General features: G+C 50.8%; 16 protein-coding genes. 13 read left to right on the top strand and 3 right to left on the bottom strand.

Going from position 1 to position 22,713, the window contains the following annotated elements:
• The first annotated feature begins 332 nt into the window (after positions 1-332).
• The 4 genes from O59_RS01555 (at position 333) to O59_RS01540 (ending at position 3,324) form a co-directional block, all read left to right on the top strand.
• Positions 333-746 carry a rhodanese-like domain-containing protein gene (locus tag O59_RS01555; protein WP_007638822.1) on the top strand — a complete coding sequence of 138 codons (414 nt, stop codon included), beginning with the start codon at positions 333-335 and terminating at the stop codon, positions 744-746.
• Positions 747-795: 49 nt separating this feature from the next.
• Positions 796-1,053 carry a glutaredoxin 3 gene (gene grxC / locus O59_RS01550; protein WP_040391020.1) on the top strand — a complete coding sequence of 86 codons (258 nt, stop codon included), beginning with the start codon at positions 796-798 and terminating at the stop codon, positions 1,051-1,053.
• Between the two features lie 57 nt (positions 1,054-1,110).
• On the top strand, positions 1,111-1,629 hold the full coding sequence (secB, locus tag O59_RS01545; protein ID WP_007638819.1) for a protein-export chaperone SecB: 519 nt from the start codon (positions 1,111-1,113) through the stop codon (positions 1,627-1,629).
• Positions 1,630-1,818: 189 nt separating this feature from the next.
• Positions 1,819-3,324, top strand: a complete 1,506-nt coding sequence (locus tag O59_RS01540) for a Ppx/GppA phosphatase family protein (protein ID WP_007638816.1) — start codon at positions 1,819-1,821, stop codon at positions 3,322-3,324.
• Between the two features lie 28 nt (positions 3,325-3,352).
• Here the strand turns inward: O59_RS01540 and O59_RS01535 are convergent, their stop codons facing one another.
• Complete coding sequence (locus O59_RS01535) at positions 3,353-5,056, bottom strand: family 43 glycosylhydrolase (protein WP_007638815.1); 1,704 nt, start codon at positions 5,054-5,056, stop codon at positions 3,353-3,355.
• Here O59_RS01535 and O59_RS22160 point away from each other — a divergent pair.
• Entirely contained in the window at positions 5,055-5,189 is a 135-nt protein-coding gene (locus O59_RS22160; RefSeq protein WP_255321693.1) for a hypothetical protein, read from the top strand. The genes O59_RS01535 and O59_RS22160 overlap by 2 nt on opposite strands.
• Here O59_RS22160 and O59_RS01530 read toward each other — a convergent pair.
• The gene (locus tag O59_RS01530; RefSeq protein ID WP_007638808.1) at positions 5,186-6,205 is read right to left on the bottom strand and encodes a LacI family DNA-binding transcriptional regulator; all 1,020 of its coding nucleotides are present in this window, start codon (positions 6,203-6,205) and stop codon (positions 5,186-5,188) included. The genes O59_RS22160 and O59_RS01530 overlap by 4 nt on opposite strands.
• Positions 6,206-6,352: 147 nt before the next feature.
• Between O59_RS01530 and O59_RS01525 the strand changes: the two genes are divergently transcribed.
• The 4 genes from O59_RS01525 (at position 6,353) to O59_RS01510 (ending at position 10,578) form a co-directional block, all read left to right on the top strand.
• Complete coding sequence (locus O59_RS01525) at positions 6,353-8,017, top strand: carboxylesterase/lipase family protein (protein ID WP_050976924.1); 1,665 nt, start codon at positions 6,353-6,355, stop codon at positions 8,015-8,017.
• Between the two features lie 120 nt (positions 8,018-8,137).
• Positions 8,138-8,773, top strand: coding sequence for a putative glycoside hydrolase (locus O59_RS01520; RefSeq protein ID WP_007638804.1), 636 nt, complete (start codon positions 8,138-8,140; stop codon positions 8,771-8,773).
• Positions 8,774-9,003: 230 nt separating this feature from the next.
• A complete protein-coding gene (locus tag O59_RS01515; RefSeq protein WP_007638802.1) occupies positions 9,004-9,531 on the top strand; it encodes a sigma-70 family RNA polymerase sigma factor in 528 nt (175 codons plus the stop codon).
• 24 nt (positions 9,532-9,555) lie between these two features.
• Positions 9,556-10,578 (top strand): FecR domain-containing protein, encoded by a 1,023-nt coding sequence (locus O59_RS01510; protein WP_007638800.1) that lies wholly within the window; start codon positions 9,556-9,558, stop codon positions 10,576-10,578.
• Here O59_RS01510 and O59_RS20805 read toward each other — a convergent pair.
• Positions 10,575-11,510, bottom strand: coding sequence for a hypothetical protein (locus tag O59_RS20805; protein WP_050976923.1), 936 nt, complete (start codon positions 11,508-11,510; stop codon positions 10,575-10,577). The two genes, O59_RS01510 and O59_RS20805, sit on opposite strands and share 4 nt — an antisense overlap.
• Positions 11,511-11,779: 269 nt before the next feature.
• On the opposite strand from O59_RS20805, the gene O59_RS01500 reads away from it, so the two are divergent.
• The 4 genes from O59_RS01500 to O59_RS01485 all read left to right on the top strand — a co-directional run bounded on the left by O59_RS01500 (position 11,780) and on the right by O59_RS01485 (position 22,591).
• Positions 11,780-14,335 (top strand): family 49 glycosyl hydrolase, encoded by a 2,556-nt coding sequence (locus O59_RS01500; protein WP_007638796.1) that lies wholly within the window; start codon positions 11,780-11,782, stop codon positions 14,333-14,335.
• Between the two features lie 208 nt (positions 14,336-14,543).
• On the top strand, positions 14,544-16,769 hold the full coding sequence (locus O59_RS01495) for a family 49 glycosyl hydrolase (protein ID WP_157152433.1): 2,226 nt from the start codon (positions 14,544-14,546) through the stop codon (positions 16,767-16,769).
• Positions 16,770-16,850: 81 nt separating this feature from the next.
• Positions 16,851-19,430 carry a hypothetical protein gene (locus O59_RS01490; protein ID WP_007638789.1) on the top strand — a complete coding sequence of 860 codons (2,580 nt, stop codon included), beginning with the start codon at positions 16,851-16,853 and terminating at the stop codon, positions 19,428-19,430.
• A 113-nt stretch (positions 19,431-19,543) separates the two neighbouring features.
• A complete protein-coding gene (locus O59_RS01485; RefSeq protein ID WP_007638787.1) occupies positions 19,544-22,591 on the top strand; it encodes a TonB-dependent receptor in 3,048 nt (1,015 codons plus the stop codon).
• Positions 22,592-22,713 lie beyond the last annotated feature (122 nt).

Below are 22,713 nucleotides of genomic sequence, written 5' to 3'. Positions count from 1 at the left end.
TGAATCGGGACAACTCGATAGCGCCTCAGGTGCACTATCGTTGAATGGGGTTCGCAGGCCAGCGACTCGCTGCAGCGATAATGGTTCGTATTCTAGCGGGTTGGGCGCGCTAACTCTATGTAAAAACTCGCTATCTGCCGCTTACAATCCCGCTATGGCGCGCAGAACGCTTTGCGTTGAAGCCCGCACGCGCCGGTTAATCGCGGTGTTCAATCGTGTATACTTCCGCGCCTTGTTGACGCCCGCGCCAAAACGGTGTGCAAGGTGTATTGAAAACTCCTTGGTGTGTCCCCACTTAGCGGAACAGACCAACCAAAAGAAGGCAAAGTGCTGTGGACTTTATTGTATTTGTTACCCAAGAATGGCTGTTGGTCACCACCCTGATTGTGCTGATTTACATCTACGTATGGCGCGATCGCATTAAAAGCGGTCGCCCGGTATCACCCCACGAAGTGACGCGTTTGGTCAATGAGGGCAACGCCGTATTGGTAGACCTGCGCGACAGTGCTGAATTCAAGGCGGGCCATATAGTCGGGGCGATTAACGTGCCCTACGCCAAGCTCACCAAAGAATCGACTGAAGTGGCGAGCTACAAAGAAAAAACCATCATCCTGATCGACAAACTCGGCCAACACGCCGGTGCCGTCGGCCGCTTTCTCGGCAAAGAAGGGTTTGATGTGCGCCGTTTAGGCGGCGGTATTGCCGAATGGCAAGCGCAGAATTTACCGCTGGTAAAGGGCAAGTAATAACCTGCCCAAGAGTGTTTTGACCCACCCCAAATTAGTTGGAGTTTTTATGGCCCGCGTGACTATGTACACCACCGCTGTCTGCCCTTACTGCGTTAATGCCAAAAAATTATTGGCGCAAAAAGGTGTAGCGGTTGAGGAAATTCGCGTGGACACCCAACCGCATTTACGCCAGGAAATGATGGATAAAAGCGGTCAGCGCACTGTGCCGCAAATCTGGATTGGCGAACATCATGTCGGCGGTTTTACCGATCTGTGGGCGCTGGATAAAGCGGGCAAACTGGATGCATTGTTGGCGCAAGGCTGATTCAGCGCTGCATTGTTTATCATTAGGATTTTTTAATACCACCAAGTCGAGTTTATTATGTCTGAAAATAATCAACAAACTGCAGCAGCAGAAGGCGCCAAAGGCCCGGTATTCGCGATTCAACGTATTTATTTGAAAGATATTTCGTTTGAAACGCCGATGGGCCCGGAAGCTTTTACCAAAGCCTACAAACCCAATATCCAACAGGATTTAAATATCCAGGCCAACCCGATTGAAGAGGGTTTGTTTGAAGTAGTGCTGTTGCTCACTATCACTGCACGCTTGGAAGATCGCGCCGTGTTTTTGGTGGAAGTCAAACAAGCCGGTTTGTTTGCCATTTCCGGTATTGAAGGCCCTGCGGTAACGCAATTGATTAACACCGCCTGCCCACAAATTTTGTTCCCCTACGCGCGTGAAGCGGTAGACGGCATTCTCGGTCGTGGCAGTTTCCCACCCTTAATGTTGCCACCGATTAATTTTGATGCGGTGTTTGTGCAAGCGATTACGGCAGCGCAGCAACAAGCACAGCAACAAGCACAGCAAGCAAAACCGGAAGCGTCTGAAGCGCTGAACTAATTCGCCGGTATGTTTTGTAACAAAGGCAATCACTGCGGTGATTGCCTTTTTTATTGGCTAATTTTTTTGCTCGCTGTTGCGCATGGGTGTGTGATGGCTGGGCATGTGCGTCAGATGATTGTACTCTGTCCACGGTTTTCTCCCTCGTAGCCCATAATCAATCCAGTTGCTGATAAACGGAAATGCGCCATGTTTAATTTATCTTCCCGCCCCGAGGCTGCTGCCAGCCATATCGCCGCGCTGGATTTAGGTTCCAACAGTTTTCATATGATTGTGGCGCGTTGGGACAATGGCCAGCTCACGCTGCTCGACCGTTTGCGCGAGCCGGTGCGCTTGGGTTTTGGTTTGCAGGCCGATGGCAGTTTGAGCAAAGACGCGCGCGAGCGTGCACTGGCGTGTTTGGAACGTTTTGGCGAATGCCTGCGCGCTTACCCTTCGCGCAGTGTGCGTATTGTGGGCACTAAAACCTTGCGCAGTGTTAATGACGGCGGTGAATTTCTGGCGGCCGCCGAAGCGCGGCTTGGGCATCCGGTGGAAATTATTTCGGGCGATGAAGAAGCGCGCTTGATTTATTTGGGGGTGGCGCATTGCATTGCACCGGATAAAGGCAATCGTATTGTGATGGATATAGGCGGTGGCAGTACGGAAGTTATTTTGGGCGAAGGTATGACGCCGTCGCTCAAAGAAAGTTTGAGCATGGGCTGTGTTGCCATCACCAAACAATTTTTTCACGATGGTAAGGTGAGCGAAAAATCCATCACCAAAGCGCTGATCGCCTGCTTGCAAGAATTACAGCCAGTAAAAGATGAATTTATCGAACGCGGTTGGCAACAGGTGCTGGGCGCTTCGGGCAGTATTAAAGCGGTTGCGAAAGTCTGTGAAGCCAATGGCTGGAGCGATGGCGCTATCACCGCTGTGTCGCTCGATAAAATTATTGCGCGCTATTTGGATGAGGGAAAATTGGATATCGATATGCCCGGTTTATCCGATGATCGCAAACCGGTTTTTTTAGGCGGTGCGATTGTATTGCGCGCATTGTTTGAAGCGCTGCAATTAAAAACCATGATCGCAGCCGATTGGGCGCTGCGCGAAGGTTTGTTGTTTGATCAAAAAGGCCGCCTGGAAAATCACGATATACGTCAGGCCAGTGTGGATGCACTGGCGCTGCGTTTTCACGTGAATATGGAAAAAGCGACGGCGGTGGAAAACACCGCGCTGCAATTGTTGGCGCAGGTGGCGCAAACCTGGCAATTAACCGCGAATGATGCGAGCAAATTATTGGGTTGGGCCGCGCGTTTGTATCAAGTCGGTTTGGATATTGCGCACAACGATTATCACAAACACTCGGCCTATATTGTGCAACACGTCGACCTCGCCGGTTGTTCGCGCGCAGAGCAAGCCCAGCTTTCCGCGTTGGTACTGGCGCATCGCAAACGCTTTCCCGCCAAAAATTTCCCGCTCGATAATATCGATTTAGTGCGCCTGGCGATTTTGTTGCGCCTGGCGGCAATTTTTCACCGCGGCCGCATTAAAGACGGTTTACCTGTTATTGCACTGACAGCGGAAGGCAAAAAAATAAAATTATCACTGCCGCAGCAGTGGCTGCAAAACCACCCGCTGACCCAGGCCGATCTGGAAACCGAACAGCGCCATTTAGGCGATGTCGGTTACCAGTTGGACGTTGTCAGCGGGTAAACCCCTGCTAGGGCAACGCCCGGTAGATCTAGGGCAAGGCCCGATAAACAAAATTGCGGAATTTCACCTTGCCAGTGCCCGCGGCGTAAAGCGCCGGGCGCAGGCTCATAAAGCCGTAAGCGACGTTGTGGTGAAAGCCGGAGACCTCCATTTGTGTATCGTACTTGCGCCAGGTTTTGCCTTGGTCGGTACTGTAGTGAATGGTCAGTATGTGGCGATTATTGGTCACGCGCAGGCGGAATTTATTGCCGTCCGGGCGGGCGCTGTAACGCTGATCCATACCGTAGCGATGCAACCAGAAACCCTTGGGCGCAATGCCGACACCGGCGTAGAGCTTGTCGTTGTAGAACACCATTGCACCCGCGACTGCACCTTCTTCCAATTCCAGATCCACCTCAAACTGATAGGCCTGATTGCCCTGCACAAAGGTCATGGGCGATGAGTTGCTGGGCGAAGTGCCTTTGGGGCTGAGTTCCAGATAGGGCCCCTGGGCATCGCGACCATAGTGTAAGCGTTGGTTTTCGCTTCGGTCGCCGCGATAAAAACTCCACTGCAGGCCAAATTTATTGCTGCTGAAATCGTCCGACAGCGGGCTGCCGTGTTTGCTCGCCTTGCCGCCTTTGGGTTTGGGAATGGGTTCACCCACATCAAAGCCTTTGGAGCGGAACCAGCCGTCATCCGTCCATTCGATGGGTTCGAGCAGGGTTTGGCGGCCAAGGGTGTGGAAGCCGTTTTCATAGCCGTGGTACATCATGTACCAGTCGCCGGGGGTTGGGCCTTCCACCAAGGTGGCGTGGCCGCGCGACCACCATTTTTCCGCCGCGGATTCGGTGCGAATAATGGGGTTGTTGGGTGAGTTCTCCCAGGGGCCGTGTACCGATTTGGCACGCGCCGCAATCACCATATGGCCGGTTGGCGGGCCAGCGGTGCCGCCCACCGCGGTGACCATGTAGAAGTAGTCACCGTGTTTCAGCATTTTTGGCCCTTCCTGGGCGTAGCTTTCCACGTCCCACTCCTCCGGGTATTTCCAGCCGTCGTAGGTGTGTTTCATCTCGCCTACCAGGCTCAGGCCATCATCGGCCAATTGCACATAATCGCCGTGAGAGAAAAACAAATAGCGCTTGCCGTCTTCACCCACCAAATGCCCGGGGTCGATACGGTCGGGGTATTTGCGCTGCTGTTTGGCGTCGCGCGGGTTAAGGTCGATGGGTTCCGACCAGGGGCCGCGGATATCATCGGCCCAGACCACATAGTTAGAGTTGTGGCCGGGTAATTTGGCGGGGATGTACACATAGTAGCGGCCGTTATGTTTAGTCAGCTCCGGCGCCCAAATACTGCCGATATAGTGGGTCAGTGCCGGGCCAATCGGCTGCCAGTTGACCAGATCCTGGGAGTGCCAAATGGTCAGCGCGGGGTAACTTTCAAAGGTGGAGAACACCATGTAGTAGTCGTCGCCATCTTTGAGAATACTGGGGTCGGGCCGGTCACCGGCGACAATCGGGTTGAGGTAAGTGCCATCACCCAAATCGCCCTGGCGCTGGCCTTCGTAGGTGGTTGCCCAGGTTTGGCAGTGGCGCAAAAAGCCGTTGCCCAAGTAGTCGACACAGTCGGCGCTCCCGGTATTCGCGTCCGCCTGGGGTTTGGTTTGTGGCGGCGTACAGCCAGCGGCGGCCAGCGCAAGTGCGCCCCAGGCCAGCAGCCGTGGTAGCTGGCGCAGTGATAGTGGTTGCATGTCTCTTCCTCTGTTGAATCGTTTGGTTTTATTGATTCATTTTGTTGTTGTGGTTGATGTGATTGCCGAGAAAACTATTTGCACCAATTTGCACTCAAGAGCTGCACCCGCCGCCTGTTACCGGGATGGTTAATCCATATTGCGCGGCACCAGCCGCATGCTGGCGATATGCCGTGCCGGTTGACCCTCGCCGCTGATCAATTGCGCCATTTCGCTAAACGCCTGTTCGATCATAAAGGCATAGTCCTGACGCACCGAGCACACTGGGTTACGTAAAAAATCGAGCATGCTGTGATCGTCAAAGGTCGCCAGCACCATGTTTTCCGGCGCGCCGCCCAAGCGCTGTTTCAGGGCTTGCATCGCGCCTTCAAATAGCGGGATGGATGAACACACCAGTACCTTGGGCAGTGGTTGGCCACTGTCGATCAGCTCAGCCATGGCTTGCTCGCCCTCGTGGAAATCATTGTGCGGAACCTGTACTTCGCGGCGCTGGCTGGCGCTCAGGCCCAAGTCATCCAACGCGGCATTCAAACCGACAAGGCGCTGGCTAATGGAGGGCATACCGCTGTTGCCCGCAAACAATAAAAAGTCCGGCTGCAAATCGCCGCGCTGTACACAAAAAGCGTGCAGGCGCTGCGCCAGTTGGTAGCCGCTTTGCCGGTTGTCCGTCACCACCACCGCGTAATCGTTGCCGCCAAAGTCGCGGTCCAGCAATACCAGCCGCTGTTTCAATTGCGCTGCTGCCAGCGCTGGCATATTTGCATTGGCGGGTACCAGGAACAGGCCATCCACATTGCGCTCGCGGAATTGTTTGATCAGCTCCTGCTGGGTGTCCGGGTTGTCGTAACAGCAGGAAATCCATAGCTGTAAACCCGCTTTACGGCAGCGAATTTCCAACAACTCCGCCAATTGGGCAAAAAAGTGGTTGGATAATCGCGGAATAATCAATGCCAGTGCATCGCTGCGTTGCAACCGCAAACTGCGTGCTACATGGTTGATTTCATAACCATGCAGCTCCGTATATTCGCGCACCCGCGCCTCGGTTTTGGCGCTGATACGATACTGTCGTGCCTTGCCCAGCAGCACCAAACGCACCGTCGTAATGGACAGCCCCAGCTCATCGGCGATTGCCTCAATTGTCTTGGCCATGCGTTCCCAAATCCTCAGTTATTATTAAATTAGCCTTTGCTAACTCGAATTTGCAAGTAATAAATGACAAATATCGCAACTTGTATTCAAAACTACCCTATGCTAGTTTTTTGCGCTAATTCGAATAAGCCATAGGCGATGACCCAGATGAACAATAACAAGACCCCGCAGCCAATACACGTCAAGAATGCTCAAGAAAACAGCTCTGTGATTGATCGCCGCCAATTGCTCAAGGCCGGGGCTTTAGGTTCGCTGCTACTGGCAGGCAGCGCCAGCCGCGTCTATGGCGCCAGCGATGAATACCCCATCGCCACTACCCGCAGCGGCAAAATTCGCGGCAACAGCCAGCAGGGCATCAAGGTGTTTCGTGGTATTCCCTACGGCGGTGATACCGCCAAAACCCGCTTTGCCCCCGCGTCACCCGAGTTGCCCTGGGAGGGAGTGCGCGACGCGCTGGACTACGGCGCCGCTGCTCCCCAGCGCGGCAACGAGGAGGCGATGTCGGAAGATTGCCTGTTCCTGAATGTCTGGACCCCCGCCCTGCGCGACGGCAAGCGGCGCCCAATCCTGTTTTACATTCACGGTGGCGGTTACGACACCGGTTCCGGCGCCAGCGGTTTGTACGATGGCACCAATCTCTGCCTGCGCGGCGACGTGGTAGTCATCACCGTCAACCATCGCCTCAACGCCTTTGGTTATTGGTATTTGGCGCAATTGGAGGAACGCGGGCTGGGCAGCCGTGAATTTGCCGCCTCGGGCAATGTCGGCCAGCTGGATTTGATTCAGGCGCTGCAGTGGGTCAAGCAACATGCAGCTGAGTTCGGGGGCGATGCCAACAACATCACCCTGTTTGGCCAATCGGGCGGCGGCGCTAAAATCGCCAGTTTGATGGCAACTCCCGCCGCTGCGGGTTTATTTCACCGCGCCTTTACCATGAGTGGCCAGCAAGTGACGGCCGCTGGCCCGCGCGCTGCCACCCAGCGTGCACAGCTATTGTTGGACACACTCAAGCTATCGCCCGGTCAATTGGCCCGACTGAAAACCTTGCCGATGGAGGACATAATCGCCGCAACGCAGGACACCAAAGACCCGTCGCGCATTGAAAATAATCGCCTCTACTTTGGCCCGGTATTGGACAACCATGTGCTGCACCAACACCCCTTTTACCCGCAAGCGCCCGCGCAATCGCGCCATATCCCCATGGTGATTGGCAATACCAAAGATGAAACCCGCGCCTTTCTCGGCGGCGATCCCAAAAACCACAACCTGACCTGGCAGGAACTGCCCGTAAGGTTGGAACTCAGCCAATATTCCGATGTAAACCCGCGGGTGGTAATCGACACCTATCGCCAGCTTTACCCTCACTACACGCCCTCGCAGGTATTTTTTGCTGCCACTACCGCCGGCCGCTCCTGGCCCGGTGCAATACAAGAAGCCGAAGCCCGCGCACGTCAGGGCGCACCGGCCTATGTGTACCAATTCGACTGGGGTTCACCGCTCGACGACGGCAAATGGGGTGCGTTTCACTCAATCGATATCGCCATGGTATTCGATACCATCCATCACCCACAGGCGCGCACCGGTCAATCGCCTGCCGCGCAAAAAGTGGCCGATCAACTGAGCGAGGCGCTGATCGCCTTCGCCAACACCGGCAACCCTAGCCACAAAGGCATCCCGCGCTGGAAGCCCTACAGTTTGGAAAAGCGCGAAACCTTGGTGATCAACGAAACCTCGGAATTGGTCAACGACCCGCGCGGCGGCGAGCGAAAACTCTACGCGCAAGTACCTTTTGTACAGCGGGGGACTTTTTAAGTGAGGGGTTTTCTTATAGTCAATTGACATATTTGCCGGTTGGATAAATATTATGCACAGCTGTTAAGGCTTCTTTAACAGCGGCTTGCCCACATAATAATTTCTAACGAGGTCTCAAACATGCAATACCCCACTATCCTGAAATCCTTGCTGGCGTTGTCCGGCCTTGTTCTGCTGTCTTTAGCTACTCAGGCACAAGAACTGAACCCCAACTACTTTTATCTCATCAAAGGTGAGCTGATTAGCCGTAGCATTTCACTCGGCGACCCCACCAATTGGAGCACCGGCATAACAGGGCGGGAGGGCAAATCGGCAGGTGGCAAAGTCGAGGTGGCGCCCACCAGTTTTAAAGGTGAAGGTGATGCGATTCAAATCACCTGGGCACCGCGCAAAAAAATGCAGGGTAATTTTGCGCTTTACGGCAACCCGATTGATTTATCCAAATTCAAAGACTCCGCCTCACTCACCATCGATATGCGGGTGGATGTAAAACCCGATAAAAACGTCAACATCGGCCTGGACTGCGGCTACCCCTGCCGCGCGGATTTACCCATCAATAAACTGATTAAATCCATGCCCAAAGGCGAATGGTTCAGCATGCCGCTGCCACTCAATTGCTTCAAAAGCGACAACTTCGATTTAAGCAAAATCAACGGCCCGTTCACTATCGCCACCGACGGCAAATTTACGGTGAGTATCACCAATATCCGTTTGGAAAAATTGCCCGAGGGTGAGAAGGGGTGTGTGGAGGAGTAAACACCTTCCAGAGTATTTCCACCAGCTAAAAGTTTTATCACTCGGGGGGAGCGGATTTGCCGCTCCCCCACGTCCTATTGGCAGACAGGTTGATATGTCTGCGTAAATCAACCGGTTCAGCCCTCTGCGTTGCTAGCTACACTGGAGTGACGGGCTGCATAGAATAATCATGCGCAGCAGGTTCAAGGGGTGAGTTGCTTTGTTCAGTTCTGATCGGGCAGGCGTGGCAGTTGGGCAGCCATAACCACAGCCAGCAACGGCTGTTAGTGGATGTATACCGCCAGTATCGGCGGGAGCTGTGTGCTTACATAACCGGCAAGTTTGGCGTGGATGCCAGTGATGCCGAAGATATAGTGCAGTCTGCTTTTGCAAATTTTGCGGAGCTGGAGGGTGCGCCGCTGGTTGAAAATCCGCGTGCGTTTCTGTATCGCGCCTGCAGCAACATCGCCATAGATCAAAAACGCCACGGCAAGGTGCGGCAGGGTTATAGCGAGACGGTGTTGCATACCGAGGAAGAGGCGAGCGATGCCACAGGGCCGGAGCGCACAAATGAATCGCGTCAGCGATTGGGAATTCTGGCCCAGGTGATGTGGGCTATGCCCGGGCGGCGACGCCAGTTATTAATGATGAGCCGGTTTGATGGCTTGTCCTATGCGGAAATTGCCCGGCAGGTGGGCTTATCTGAAACCGTGGTGCGTAAACATATCGCCAAAGCGATAGATGATTGTCATAAGGCCCTAAAAGCATGTGGCGAATAGCATGGAACGACAAGAAGTGAATCTATGAAGCCAAATAAATCACCGCAAATTGACAGCGCTATCCAGGCGCAGGCGCGCGACTGGTTGGTGTTGTTAAATTCTGGCGCCGTGAGCGAGCAGCAGCGCGAAGCGTTTGGGCGCTGGATGGCGGTATCGGAAGCTCACGAGCAGGCGTTTATCGAGTATGAACAAACCTGGCAGCAACTGGGGCAATTGGCACCGGGTACGCGTGCAGAATTGCGCAATTCCGTGGCCGATTTACCCGCTGCAGGCTGGCGCGCGCAATGGAATCAGTGGTTGCAATGGAGTGGTCGCTCCTGGCAGGCCGCTGCGTTGGCCAGTGTATTACTGCTCGGGGTGTGGGTGGTGTTGGATGGGCGCGAGGCAAATCCCGTTATCAGTCATTACCAAACTGCGGTGGCACAGCTGCAAACCATCACCTTGCCCGATGGCAGCCAGCTTACCCTGGCCGCCAAAACACGCATCAATGCTTGGCAAACGGAGGGTGAGCGCCATGTGGAATTGCTTGCCGGACAGGCGTTTTTTGATATCGCCAAAAATCCACAACAACCGTTTTACGTCAGTGTGGGTGGCACTCGCGTTCAGGTTGTGGGTACCCGTTTTGATGTGAATAAATTCAACGGACAAGTGCGCGTGAGTGTGGAAGAGGGCATTGTCAGTGTGAGCGCGCTGGCGCTGGATACGGACAGCGCAACACCGGCGGTGGTATTAACCGCGGGCAATACGGTGACCCAATTGGCAGATGGTGTTTTATCGGCGGTTGGCACTATAGACCCTACCGCTGCCGCGCTCTGGCGCAGCGGGCGGCTGGTGTACAACAACGCCACCTTGGTCGAAGTTATTAGCGAGGTTAATCGCTATTACGATGGCGAAATTATTGTGCATGACGCGCTCAAAAATGAACGCATTACTATGGCACTGACAACGGCGGAGGTAAATCAATTGCCCGCTGTGCTCGCACAAATCCTGCCAATTCGCGTGCAGCATGCCGCGGACAAACGTGTGTATTTATTTCCTGCACACTAATTCGTCCTGTCATCCAGTTGTTTTTGTTTGTCGCTGTGGTCGGGATGGGGTGGGTTGCTGTCCTCACTGAAGGCTTGATACCAATCGGGATTGTTTTCTACCAATGCCCGTGCATTTACGCCATCAATATCCAGATAAAAAACACGCCTCGGTGCTGCCTCCAGTTGGCGCAGTGCTTCAACAATTCGTTGGTGGCTGTAAAAATAGCGATCAAATTCGCCTGTTTTCTGCAGTTGGCGTAAACCGCGCTCAATTCGTTCGGCGAGTGAGTGATTGCCAGCGCCCACATAAAAATACAAATCCGCGTGATAGACCAACAAAATATTTTTTTCTACGGTCAGTGTCGGGTCGTTAAGAATATTCAATTCGTGCCATGCCTCAACCACCCCGCGCGGGTAATAGTCAAAGCGTTCGGCTTTTAACATTTTTACCAATAGATTGGCATCCATGGCGGTGGCAACCTTCAGGCCATTGCTGCGCAAAATATGGGTGTCTGGCCAGTGCGCACCTTGTCCTGCAACAAGTTGTTGTAAATCCTCAAGGCTTTCAATTTGATCGAAACGCGTTTGATCCTGTTTGCGGATAATAAAAACCCGCATGCCTAGCAGGCCTTTAAACAGTGGAATTCTAATCGGCATGAGTGCTTGGTTACGGTTTTTATCGGCCATTGACCATGCCACACTGTTGGGCAGGTTATTGAGATTGGCGAGCATGCGCGCTTGATACTGATTGGATTCAACATGACGCAGATGAATAATTTCGTCCGCCCGCTGGCTGGCGGTTAAGGCTTTCTGCAATAGATCGGCACAGTAATTTCCCGAGAACTCGGAGCGAGTGGATAGCGCGGTAATAGTTATCACGGTCTCGGCCGATGCCAGTGGTAGCAGCAAGGCAAGACTCAAATGCAACAATAAGGCGGGTCGCGAGCGCATAAATGATCCACAGCATAGAGGTGTTATTTTAAAAAATCCTCTTTGGTATAAATGAGACGAACCAAAATAAAAATCCGCTCCACTCTGTGAATTATTTTTATCGCAATTTTTTATCGTTATGTGTTAACGCTGCCCCTTGGTCAATTGGATTATTTCATGGTCAGGGGGGCGGATTTTATGCGTAACACGTCCTATTGATGAACAACTGCATTGCTGGATTTACAAAACATGCAGCAGTCATTCATTTCACAATAACAATAGGTAGTGTTATGAAATTTCTTGCCTCTAATAGACAATCCAGTCTGTTTGCATTGTCTGTATCACTTGTTGCCCTGTTTAATTTAACGGCGTGTGGCGGGAGTGGTGGTAGCACCAACCCATCGTCAGTTGCTCCATCCAGCGCAGCTCTTAGCTCAGTTTCCAGTGCCACTAACAATGTTAGTTCATCGCTCGTTATTGCCTCCTCTTCTTCTGCGGCTCAAGCATCCAGCGATGCCAATGTGATAGCTGCCGACCTGCATACCTGGTGGCACGACGAATATGAAATAAATGACAGCAGCGCGGTAGCGGATAACAAAGTTCGCCGCTCCGGCCTTTACGATGTGCGTGTCGCCACTGTGGCGGCGCCCACCGCGCTAAAAAATGCCTTTGTGTATATGAGTATTCCGCGCAGTGGTCGCAGCAAGGCAGGTTACACCCATGCCGATGGCGCCGAGTTTGCCGACATCGCTAATCTCTCCATGAGTTGGTCGTCGTTTTTATACACGGGTGATGTATGGGTAGAGGTGGATTTAAAAGATGGCGCCAGCATTAATAATCTGGATGAAATTATTATTCGCCCCACTTCACTCAATTTTGAAAAACAATTGGTTGATAACAATACCCTGCGGATTAAAGTGCCTTACCGCGCTGAGGGTTATCGATTTTCGGTGGAATTTGAAAGCCAACAATTTACCAGTTACAACGATCGCTCTGGTGATACCGGCAACCTGAGTTTAAATGACAGCGGTTATGCCATTCATCGCGAACCCAAAAATGCGCTGCTAATTTTTGCCCAGCCCAACTACACTGCCGAGACTCGCGCGGAATTGGTACCGGAGAGCGGCAATATTCAATACCCGGCGCAGGGGCTAGTGGATGCGGCCAGTTTGAATGCCGATATAATTTATTTTAAGCCCGGTATTTATCACATGGGCGCCAACAAGCACGCATTCCTACCCAACAATACCCGCTGGATTTATCTGGCGCCGGGCGCTTACGTTAAGGGTTCATTTCAATTTCGCAATGCCCAGGAAAATTACAAAGTCACCGGTTACGGTGTGCTATCGGGCGAGCAATATGTTTACGAAGCCGACATCAATAATAATTACCAACACCGTTTGGACAGCAGCAATAACTGTCATGAAACCTGCGTAAAAATGTTGCGTTTTGAATCGGCCAGTCGCCAACAGCAATTGCGGGTCCAGGGCATCACCATTAATGAACCGCCCTACCATTCATTTGTAGTTTACGGTAATGAAGACACCTTTGCCATGAAGGTCAGTGAATACCAGCAGGTGGGCAGTTGGTTCTGGCAGACCGATGGTTTGGAGTTTTACACCGGAAGCGAATTTAACAACGGTTTTTTCCATGCGAATGACGATGTTTTAAAGTTTTATCATTCCAACGTGGCGGTTGATAATGTGGTGGTATGGAAAAACGAAAACGGCCCCGTTATTCAATTCGGTTGGTGGCCGCGCCATATGAGTAATATCACGGCAAAAAATATCGATGTGATTCACAATCGCATGTATTGGAAAGATCAAAAACACAATACCTGTGTGATTAACTCCGCGAACAATTGGATCGCCAGTGGCGATACCTGGGATAAAACGGCGGACCTGAGCAAATACGTGCGCAATCTGATGTTTGAAAATATTCGGGTTGAAGGCATGGTGAATTGTGCGATGCGTTTTTATCCGCTGTCGAATTTTGAAGGCATTAATATTCACAATCTGGACATTGAGCGCTGGAATGAATTGCCCAATTATTCTCAGTACAGTTTGTTGCAGGCCATGGGTAATAGTGCAGGCACAAAAGTGAATATTACTCCGGGCAACGGTATTAATATTGTGAATTACACCGTGGCCGGCCAGCCGATAATTAAAACCGCCAACAGTAGCGACAATTGGAGTAAAGATAATATTGGCCGTATCGATTTTGATGCGACGCTGAATACTAGTTGGAGCGCGGTTGCCACGATTGATGCGGCCTGTACTGGCCAAACCATTACCACCAGTGAGTTTACCGATTTAACTATTAATCAAACTTTGGATATTACTGCCACGAGCAGCGCGGCGCTGCCGTTGGAGTATGCCATTAGCGGCGCAGCGTCTATAGCGCCTACTGCAACCGGCGCGACCATCACCGCTGCTGCGACGGGGGGTGAAGCTATAGTGCGTATTACCCAGGCGGGCGATAGCGAATTTTGTCCCAGTAGTTTTAGCGCCGTGATTAATGTGATTGATCCAACCATGGGGCCGGGCAATCACTGGATTGGTGCAAGTTGGAAAGCGTGGAGTCCCAGTCAACTGCCTATGAGTTGGAATGCGCAAGACAGTGTTTACGAATTGACAACCGACATTCCCGCTGGCGAGCAACAATTAAAATTCACCAACACCGATAACTGGAGTGGTGACGATTGGGGTAGTGCCACTGGTTTAAGTGGCACTGCAAGCCTGACCACGGGTGGTGGTGACAATGTGAGTTTTACCATTACCACGGCGGGCAATTATTTAATCCGCTTTGATCCCTACAATTTTACTTACTCTATCACTCCCCTGTGATCCGCTTTGCAGGCAGGTGTTTCGGCACCTGTCTGTTTTTTATTGTGGTAAATGTTGATGTTGTTGTGTTGATTTTCCTAATGATTTTTTCTTGTTTTTTGCTTTTAAAAAACGGGCGGGCGACTTGTTATAAGTGCAGCTTGTTAGTGTGATCAATTTATCTGTCGGCTGCCTCCTACTGAATAATATTAATAATGTGGAGTTTTCTATGTGTACAGCAAGTGCGAGCAATAAACGTAAATTATTCAAAACCCCCATAAAAATCATATTGGTTTTTTATGCCAATCTGCTATTTGCATTACCCTCGTCTGCCGGTGTTACGGCGGATACTGCCGGGCTTAAAACCTGGGTGCACGGCAATAATTACGAAATCAATGCCACCGGTCCGGTTGCCGATAACAAGGTACGCGCCTCCAGCTTTTATGAGGTGCGGGTGAGCCGTGTAGCCGACCCGGAAAATTATTTTGACTCCTTTACTTATATGTCAATCCCGCGCAGCGGCCGCGCTAAATGGCTCTACAGCGATGCGGATGGTGACTACGGAGTTGACGGTGCCGAGTTTGCTGATCAAGCTGATCTCAGCATGAGTTGGTCAAGTTTTTTATTTGGCGAGGATGTATGGGTTGAAGTATCTCTGCGCAACGGTGAGACTTTTTCATCGGTGAGTGATGTCACTATTCGTCCGACGGTATTAAATTTTGTTAAAGAAAAAATGGATGCTGATACCATTCGTATCAAAGTGCCATACAGCAGTAATGGGCGACGTTTTTCGGTGGAGTTTAATCACCAACTGTATACCGCTTATAACGATAAAACCCAAGGTGACAGCGGGAAATTGACCACAGTGGCGGCAGGCAATTATGAAGTACATACCGAGCCTAAAAATGCGTTATTGATTTTTGCCGAGCCCATTGCCCTGCCGGATTATCTAACGCCCGACCTGAGCGCGGCGCAAACTGATGGCGTGGTCTATGAACACCCGCCAGGTGAAATTGTGAATTTAAATGAGGTGGCGGCCGATATTATTTATTTCCCACCCGGCATCTATTACATGCGCTGGGACTACCATGCAAAACTACCAGCACGGGTGAAGTGGTTACATCTGGCTCCCGGTGCTTACATAAAAGGGGCCTTTCAATTTACCGACAGTGTGCAAGAGGAATATAAAGTTACCGGCTATGGGGTTATCTCCGGTGAAAAATATGTGTATGAGGCTGATACCAAAAATGACTATAAACGCCGCTTGCAACACAATTCCAATTGCCACGGCGACTGCGTAAAAATGTTGCAGTTTGAAGCCTCCGGTGAACAGCAGTATTTGTATATGCGCGGCATCACTCTCAATGAACCGCCCTACCATTCATTTGTGGTTTACCCCAAACCTGGCAATAGCGAAGAGACAGACCTTGAAGCCTTTTCCATGCGCGTCAAAAATTATAAACAAGTGGGCAGCTGGTATTGGCAAACCGACGGTATGGAGTTGTATAGCAACAGTTATATGAAAAACAGTTTCTTTCACGCCAATGACGATGTGATCAAACTCTATCACTCCAATTTGGATATAGATAACACAGTGATTTGGAAAGGTGAAAATGGCCCGGTTATTCAGTGGGGTTGGAAGCCGCGCAGTTTTGAAAATGTGTCGGTAACCAATACCTATGTGATTCACAACCGCATGGGCTGGAATGACAAAAAATACAATACCTGTGTATTTAATGCCTCGCGCCATTGGGCAAGTGATTCCATGGAGTCGGGTGACATTACTAAAACCATTAAAAATATCAGCTTCGATAATTTTATCGTGGAGGGTAAAACGAATTGTGGTATTCGTATTTACGCTATGGCCAATACCGAAAATATTCATTTTAACAATGTGAGTATTGATGGCTGGAATGAGCTGGATGCCACTGGCACAGTCAGTGAATTTTTTCCTATGACCAATAGCGCCGACATTCCAGTAGCGATTGGCAATGAGTTAATTAATAGCCGCGGGATAAAATTGGAAAACTTTAAAGTGGCGGGCGAATATATATCCCGCGCGGCCAATAACTGGAATTCACTACAGCTAGGAAAATTAAATTTTGATGGCGCCCTGTGGGATAACTGGAATGCCTGGGTGAGTGCGGACATGTCCAGCAGTTACAGCAATATCTGGCTGGCCGGTGGTTTTACCAATTGGTCGCTAGTGCCCATGAGTTTTCAACAGGGCAATTTTAATATCACGCTGCCCTTATCTACCGGCAGTCATCAATTAAAATTTGCCAATAGCAGTAATTGGTCGGCGATTGATTGGGGTAATACGAGCGGGTTGCAAGGCCAGGCGACACAGAGCACCGGCGGTTTAGCCAATCTGAGTTTTACGATTAACCATGCGGGTGACTATACCATTCGTTTTAATCCCGACACTGGCAATTATTATATTTATAAACTCTAGCCGAAAATAATTACCAGTGTCCGTGCGCGGGCACTGGTACAAGGCAATGGCAAATTAAAATACAAAAACAAAGAGGTTGTTATGAAAAAAACAAAATCCCTGGCGCTGCTTGGCTGTGCAGTGGGGCTGGGTAGTTTACTGGCTGGCTGTAATAATGAATCTGCACCGCGCTCGCTGGCAATTGCGCAGGTGCAAAGCCAGCAAGTCACTTACCCCGCTTATACGCTGGAAGCGGGTGCTCAGGCGCATAGGCTAAAAGTGTCGGCGACTACGGCGGCGCAGCGGGAATTTACCCTCTTTAGTTCTCAGCCCCAGCGCGATGATAAACCACAAAAACGCGTGGTAACGGAGCAAGCGAATAAACCCCGTGTAGTATCCGGCAGCGTGGTATTTGATAGTCTATTTGCATTGTCGATGGATGATTTACAGCAGGCGAGTGTCAGCGCTATTAAAGACGGTAGCTACAACGATGGTAAGGCCATTCCCTGCGAGTGTTTTGAAACGGGTGAAAAATGGAATTATGTGTGGACGCGGGATTTAGCTTACGCCGCCGATTTATCGCTCGCGTATTTTGATCCGCAGCGGGTAAAAAATTCTATGGAATTTAAAACCAGTGCATTTCGTGCGGGTGCAACCATGCCCGATTCACTGCCAAACAATTCGCTGCAAATAATTCAGGACACAGGTTCGGGCGGCAGTTGGCCAGTGAGCACCGATCGTGTGACTTGGGCAATTGCGGCAGAGACCTTATTGAACAGTTTGCACGGTAGTGCGCGCCGTGAATTTGAAACACTGGCCTATCGCGCATTAATTGGCACAGTGGAGGCGGACCGCCTCGCTAGTTTTGATTTGCAGCAGGGGCTTTACGGTGGCGAGCAATCCTATTTAGATTGGCGCACCCAAACCTACGCGCCCTGGATTGTCGATAACCTCGCACAAATGTCAGCCACCAAAGCGCTGTCTACCAATGTTGCACACTATCAAGCACTCCGCTTGGCGGCGCGGTTGGCGCAGGCCAAGGGCGATGCTGTCAACGCACAAAAATACACCGAGTGGGCAGCGGCGCTACAACAGCAGATCAACAAAAAATTCTGGATTGCAGAAAAAGGTTTATTTGCCAGTGTGACCGCTGCGGCAGAAGCGCAAGTGCCCGCGCATAAATTTGATATGTTGGGCAATGCCTTGGCTATTTTGCACGGTGTCGCGAGTGCAGAGCAGGCGCAGCAGGTGATGGCAAATTACCCCCATGCACCCTTTGGTGTGCCGGTTTATTACCCACATCAACCCGAGGTTTATGTTTACCACAATCGCGCGCTCTGGCCATTTGTCACAGCCTACTCACTGCGCGCGGCGGCAGTGGTTAATAATTACCGCGCGGCCGACAATGCCATTCATTCGCTGGTGCGTGGCACCGCATTGAATTTGTCCAACATGGAAAATTTGGAATGGCTCACCGCCAAGCCTTGGTTTGACGATGGCCCGGCAATTAATTCGCGCCGTCAGCTCTGGTCGATCGGCGCCTACTTAAATATGGTGAGTGAAACCTTTTTTGGTTTTCATGGGCGCGCAAATGGTTTTGTGATTGACCCCTTCCTCACCGCCGGTGCGCGGCAACTTTTGGGTGATGGCAACCGCGCGCGGTTGGAGAATTTTATTTATCAAGGTAAATCACTCGCCATCGAATTACATTTGCCAGAGGCGACCAATGGTGAAGGTTATTACCCGGTGGCCAGCGTTACGCTTAATGGCAAACCGGTCAGCGGTGAAATTGCGGCGCAACAATTAGACCGTGACAGCAACCTGATTGAAGTGAGTTTTGCGCCGCTAACGACCAATGACCAGAACATCACCATGGCGCCGGTGGTTGATCCACTCAGCCATAATTCGCCGTTGGTATTTTCACCCCAGGCGCCGGAGCAGGTGCTGGTGGATGTGGTGCAGGGAAAATTTTCGCTGCGTTTTAATCACCACAGCGCGGATCTGCCAGCGGTGTACAACATTTATCGCAATGGCGAATTGGTCGGCAACCATATTGCCGCCCATAGCTGGAACGACAACAGCCCTGCCGACCTCAGCGTGCGTCAGTGTTTTACCGTGGAAGCTGTGTTTGTGGATTCCAGTCATCGCTCACACCACTCCGCACCGGTGTGTTATGAGCAGCAGGCGAGCCAGTTAATTGCGGTGACGGATAAACGTGTGCAGGCCAATATGGCGGTTACTGCGGCCGATGCTTACTATGCCGAACCCACCCTGCGCGATTGGGGCAAACCGCAAGACACCTTGCGTGTCAATAATATTGTGGTGGAAAAACCCGGTATCTATGCGCTGCAGATTATTTATAACAATCGCCAGCACACGATTGATTCGGGTGTGACTAATGCCGTGAAACAGCTAGTAGTTGTTAATGCTCGCGGTGACGCCGTGGTGAGTGGTGTGATTCAAATGCCCAACGTGGAGGATCGCGCCGGGCAATATCCTCTACGCAGTTCAACGGCGCTGCAATTGCGTTTGGATGCGGGAGAATATGCATTCAGCGTGCATGACTTTTTTAACATGAGTTACCTCGCCTCTAATCAAACCTATGTGGGCAGCGGTGGTTTGGCGGGGCCGATAAATCGCGCCAGTATTGCTGCGTTTAAATTGACGCGCATTGGCGACTAGTCATCAGCTCGGGGAATGCCAATTTCTCTGGCTATACTCTGTAAATCAAATACCGTCCTTTATCCGGGCGGTATTTGTGCTGATGTGATTGCACAAGAACTGAGGCATACATAATGGTTTGTTGGCGCGATAAAAACCGGGCGCGGCGGTTATTAGCTGCAATTTTTTGCAGTGCATTAGGCTGCAGCGCGTCGCCATTTTTAGTTGCACAAATTCCACAAACCACTCATTCAGCTGACAATAATCCTACGGATCATTCGCTAGCGACAACCATTCATTTTTTATTGCCAGCGCAACCACTGGGTGATGCGCTGTTGCAATTTTCCCGACAATCCGGCGTTGCAATTTACAGCTCTGCGGCTTTATTGCGCAATTTGCAGGCACCTGCCATTTCCGGGCAATTAACTGTGTCACAGGCATTAAGCCAACTGCTGCGCGACAGCGGTTTGGATTTTATAGTGCTGGGTAATAATGCGGTGATGATTGTGACAAAACCCGCTGTCCCTGCCCGACCCGACAACCCGCCACTGGGCAGTGTTCCCGCCATTGAAGAAGTGCGGGTGTCCGGCATGCGCTGGAGTTTGCAACATGCATTACAAAAAAAACGCCACAGCAACTTTGTTAACGATGTTATCGCTTCCGAAAGCCTGGGAAAATTTCCAGACAATAATGTGGTGGAATCGCTCCAGCGTATGACCGGTGTTGCCATTACTCGCGCACGCGCCGGTGACGGACAATTTATTACCGTGCGTGGTATGGGCCAACAATTTAATCGCGTTACTTTAAACGGTATAGAACTGGCTACCGATAATATTGGCCGCGAATTCAGTTTTGATGTTTTCCCTGCAGAATTAATTGCTGAGGCCCAGGTTATTAAATCGCCCTTGGCCAGCCAGCATGAAGGCGCAATAGGGGCAACTATCGATATGCGCACTCCGCGCCCGCTGGATGGCAGTGACACACTGGCCACCTTGGCATTGGGCAGCGGTTATGACGAATTATCCAGAGACTGGGGCGAAAAAATATCCGCTGCTTATAGCAATAGTTTTATGGACGAACGCCTGGGCCTAATGCTGGGCTTCTCCCATTCGCGACGCAACTGGCGTTCCGATATGGCGCAATCCCTGGGATTTGGTTTTGATGAATTTGATATAAATCAGGATGGCTCTATCAATGAGAGTACGGAAACTGGATTCCAGCGTCCGGGATTCCTCGCTTATCCGGTCAAATGGGGCGAGCGTCGCCGCACAGGTATTATTGGCACAGTTGAGTATCGGCCAGCGGAGAATTTTTCATCCAGTTTCGATTTTTTTGTGGGAGACTTTAAAACACCGGAGCAGGCCAGTTACCAAACAAATAATTTTTATTATCCGTTCCGCCCCGGCTCTGTCACGGTTGATAACAATAAAACGATTACCCACTTTGTCATTGACGATTATTTTGTAGAGGTCGCCGCTGACCCTAAAAATCGTCGTGTGCAAACTGAATTGTTTCGCTGGCAAGGCGAGTGGCGTGCGCGCGACAATTTAACACTCAGCACCACACTCGGTTACTCATCGGCAAACCGGCCAGAAGGTGGAGATACCCAATTTTGGGTGGCGGGTGTTCCTGGTGCTCGGGTTGAATACTGGGCGCGCACGCCGGTACCCGAAGTCAGAATTACACTCAGCGATGGACGCGATATTTCACAATTACGTGGCGAGGAATTACAAGTCGGTTTTATGGAGACTAAGGGGGATGACATCACCGACGATTCATATTCCCTGGAGCTGGATGCTAATTATTTAATTCAAGGTGAGCTGTTAACCTCTATCGATACGGGTATCGATTTACAACAGCGAATCAAAAATCGCCGCTCCTATAACACCAAAAATCGATGTGCTTATTGCGAACACCCATTTAGTTTTGGCGATCTGGGCCTTAACCCTACCGATAACTTTATTATCCCTGATTTTCTAGCAACACAATCGGGCAGTATTCCTCGACACTGGCCAATATTAAATGTGGATAAAGTATTTAGTGCGTTGCAAGCCGCAGAGGGGCGCCTGATCAACCCACGCGAAGGACAACCATACGAACAAGGCTATAGCGACAATGTGCGCGCTTTTTTCAACCCGACAGGATCGAGTTTGATAGAAGAAAATGTCAAAGCCCTATTTGCCCAATTTAATTTCAGTCAAGAGCCTTCTGATACTCACTTGGGCTGGCGCGCTAATCTGGGGATACGTTTGGTAAATACAGATACCATCGCCAGCGGTGCTGTGAATGAAGTTATTCGAAAACAGTTAATTGAAAATAGTAATAACTATGAATTGATCCGCAGCGACATTATTTTACCCGCAGAGGTAAAAACATCGAGCCAGGCGCTATTACCCTCCGCCAATTTAGCCATTGAACTGACAGCTGATTCGGTTCTTCGTTTTGCCTTGGCGCGTACCCTGGCGCGTCCCTCGCTGGCACAGCTGGGCATGGAAACCACTTATGAAGTCAACGATGGCGAGCAGCGCCTGAGTCGCTTGGGCAACCCCTATTTAAAGCCGGTTATGGCTACCCAGTTTGATATCTCCAGTGAATGGTATATATCCCCACAAAGTGCATTGACCTTTTCAATATTTGCCAAAGACATTGAGGGTTTTGTTGCTAACCGGGTTACCACAGAAAAAATTTTGGGCGAAGATTTTCAGGTAACCCAACCCATTAATAACGACCGGGCAATTGTTGTGGGCAGTGAATTTTCACTGCAAAAACTCTGGCAAAACGGTATGGGAATCCAACTTAATCAAACCTTTACCCATAGTGATGTCGCACAAGGGAACAGCTCATTGGTCGCGGATTATGGTTTGGAGAATCTATCCAAGTATTCCTACAACCTAGTTGCGCTCTATGAAAAATACGGTCTATCACTACGCCTTGCATTAAATCATCGCGCTGATTATTTACAGGCGACTACAGGCCAGGCGAGTCGCCCGGAAATAGTGGATGATTACCGGCAAGTGGATTTCAGTGCGAGTTATCAGCTCACGGATACTATGGCCATTTATTGTGAGGGCATTAACCTGCTGGCGGAGCCGCGGTTTGTCTATTCCGAATTTACTAATCGTCTGATCGAATACGAGGAGACCGGGCGTCGTTATTATTTGGGTGTACGTTTTTCGATTTAATGTTGTTACTTCCTGATTTTTCTTTTCTGCTAATTAACCTCTCCATTATTACCCTTGCCTGCACGTGCGGATAAAAAAATAAATAGCGCAGCGCTTTCCTAAATTTCAATTTTTTTTCCGCG

This window comes from Cellvibrio sp. BR, from assembly GCF_000263355.1.
In the GTDB taxonomy this organism is placed as follows: domain Bacteria; phylum Pseudomonadota; class Gammaproteobacteria; order Pseudomonadales; family Cellvibrionaceae; genus Cellvibrio.
This window is presented reverse-complemented; position numbering and strand designations above follow the sequence as displayed.

Bases quoted from the DNA above. Each gene is read 5' to 3' on its own strand.
- O59_RS01495 (WP_157152433.1), top strand. From the start codon at position 14,544: ATGTGTACAGCAAGTGCGAGCAATAAACGTAAATTATTCAAAACCCCC.
- O59_RS01490 (WP_007638789.1), top strand. From the start codon at position 16,851: ATGAAAAAAACAAAATCCCTGGCGCTGCTTGGCTGTGCAGTGGGGCTG.
- O59_RS01485 (WP_007638787.1), top strand. From the start codon at position 19,544: ATGGTTTGTTGGCGCGATAAAAACCGGGCGCGGCGGTTATTAGCTGCA.
- O59_RS01500 (WP_007638796.1), top strand. From the start codon at position 11,780: ATGAAATTTCTTGCCTCTAATAGACAATCCAGTCTGTTTGCATTGTCT.
- O59_RS01530 (WP_007638808.1), bottom strand. From the start codon at position 6,205: ATGGCCAAGACAATTGAGGCAATCGCCGATGAGCTGGGGCTGTCCATT.
- O59_RS01540 (WP_007638816.1), top strand. From the start codon at position 1,819: ATGTTTAATTTATCTTCCCGCCCCGAGGCTGCTGCCAGCCATATCGCC.
- grxC (WP_040391020.1), top strand. From the start codon at position 796: ATGGCCCGCGTGACTATGTACACCACCGCTGTCTGCCCTTACTGCGTT.
- O59_RS01510 (WP_007638800.1), top strand. From the start codon at position 9,556: ATGAAGCCAAATAAATCACCGCAAATTGACAGCGCTATCCAGGCGCAG.
- O59_RS01535 (WP_007638815.1), bottom strand. From the start codon at position 5,056: ATGCAACCACTATCACTGCGCCAGCTACCACGGCTGCTGGCCTGGGGC.
- O59_RS01520 (WP_007638804.1), top strand. From the start codon at position 8,138: ATGCAATACCCCACTATCCTGAAATCCTTGCTGGCGTTGTCCGGCCTT.
- secB (WP_007638819.1), top strand. From the start codon at position 1,111: ATGTCTGAAAATAATCAACAAACTGCAGCAGCAGAAGGCGCCAAAGGC.
- O59_RS20805 (WP_050976923.1), bottom strand. From the start codon at position 11,510: ATGCGCTCGCGACCCGCCTTATTGTTGCATTTGAGTCTTGCCTTGCTG.
- O59_RS01525 (WP_050976924.1), top strand. From the start codon at position 6,353: ATGAACAATAACAAGACCCCGCAGCCAATACACGTCAAGAATGCTCAA.
- O59_RS22160 (WP_255321693.1), top strand. From the start codon at position 5,055: ATGTCTCTTCCTCTGTTGAATCGTTTGGTTTTATTGATTCATTTTGTT.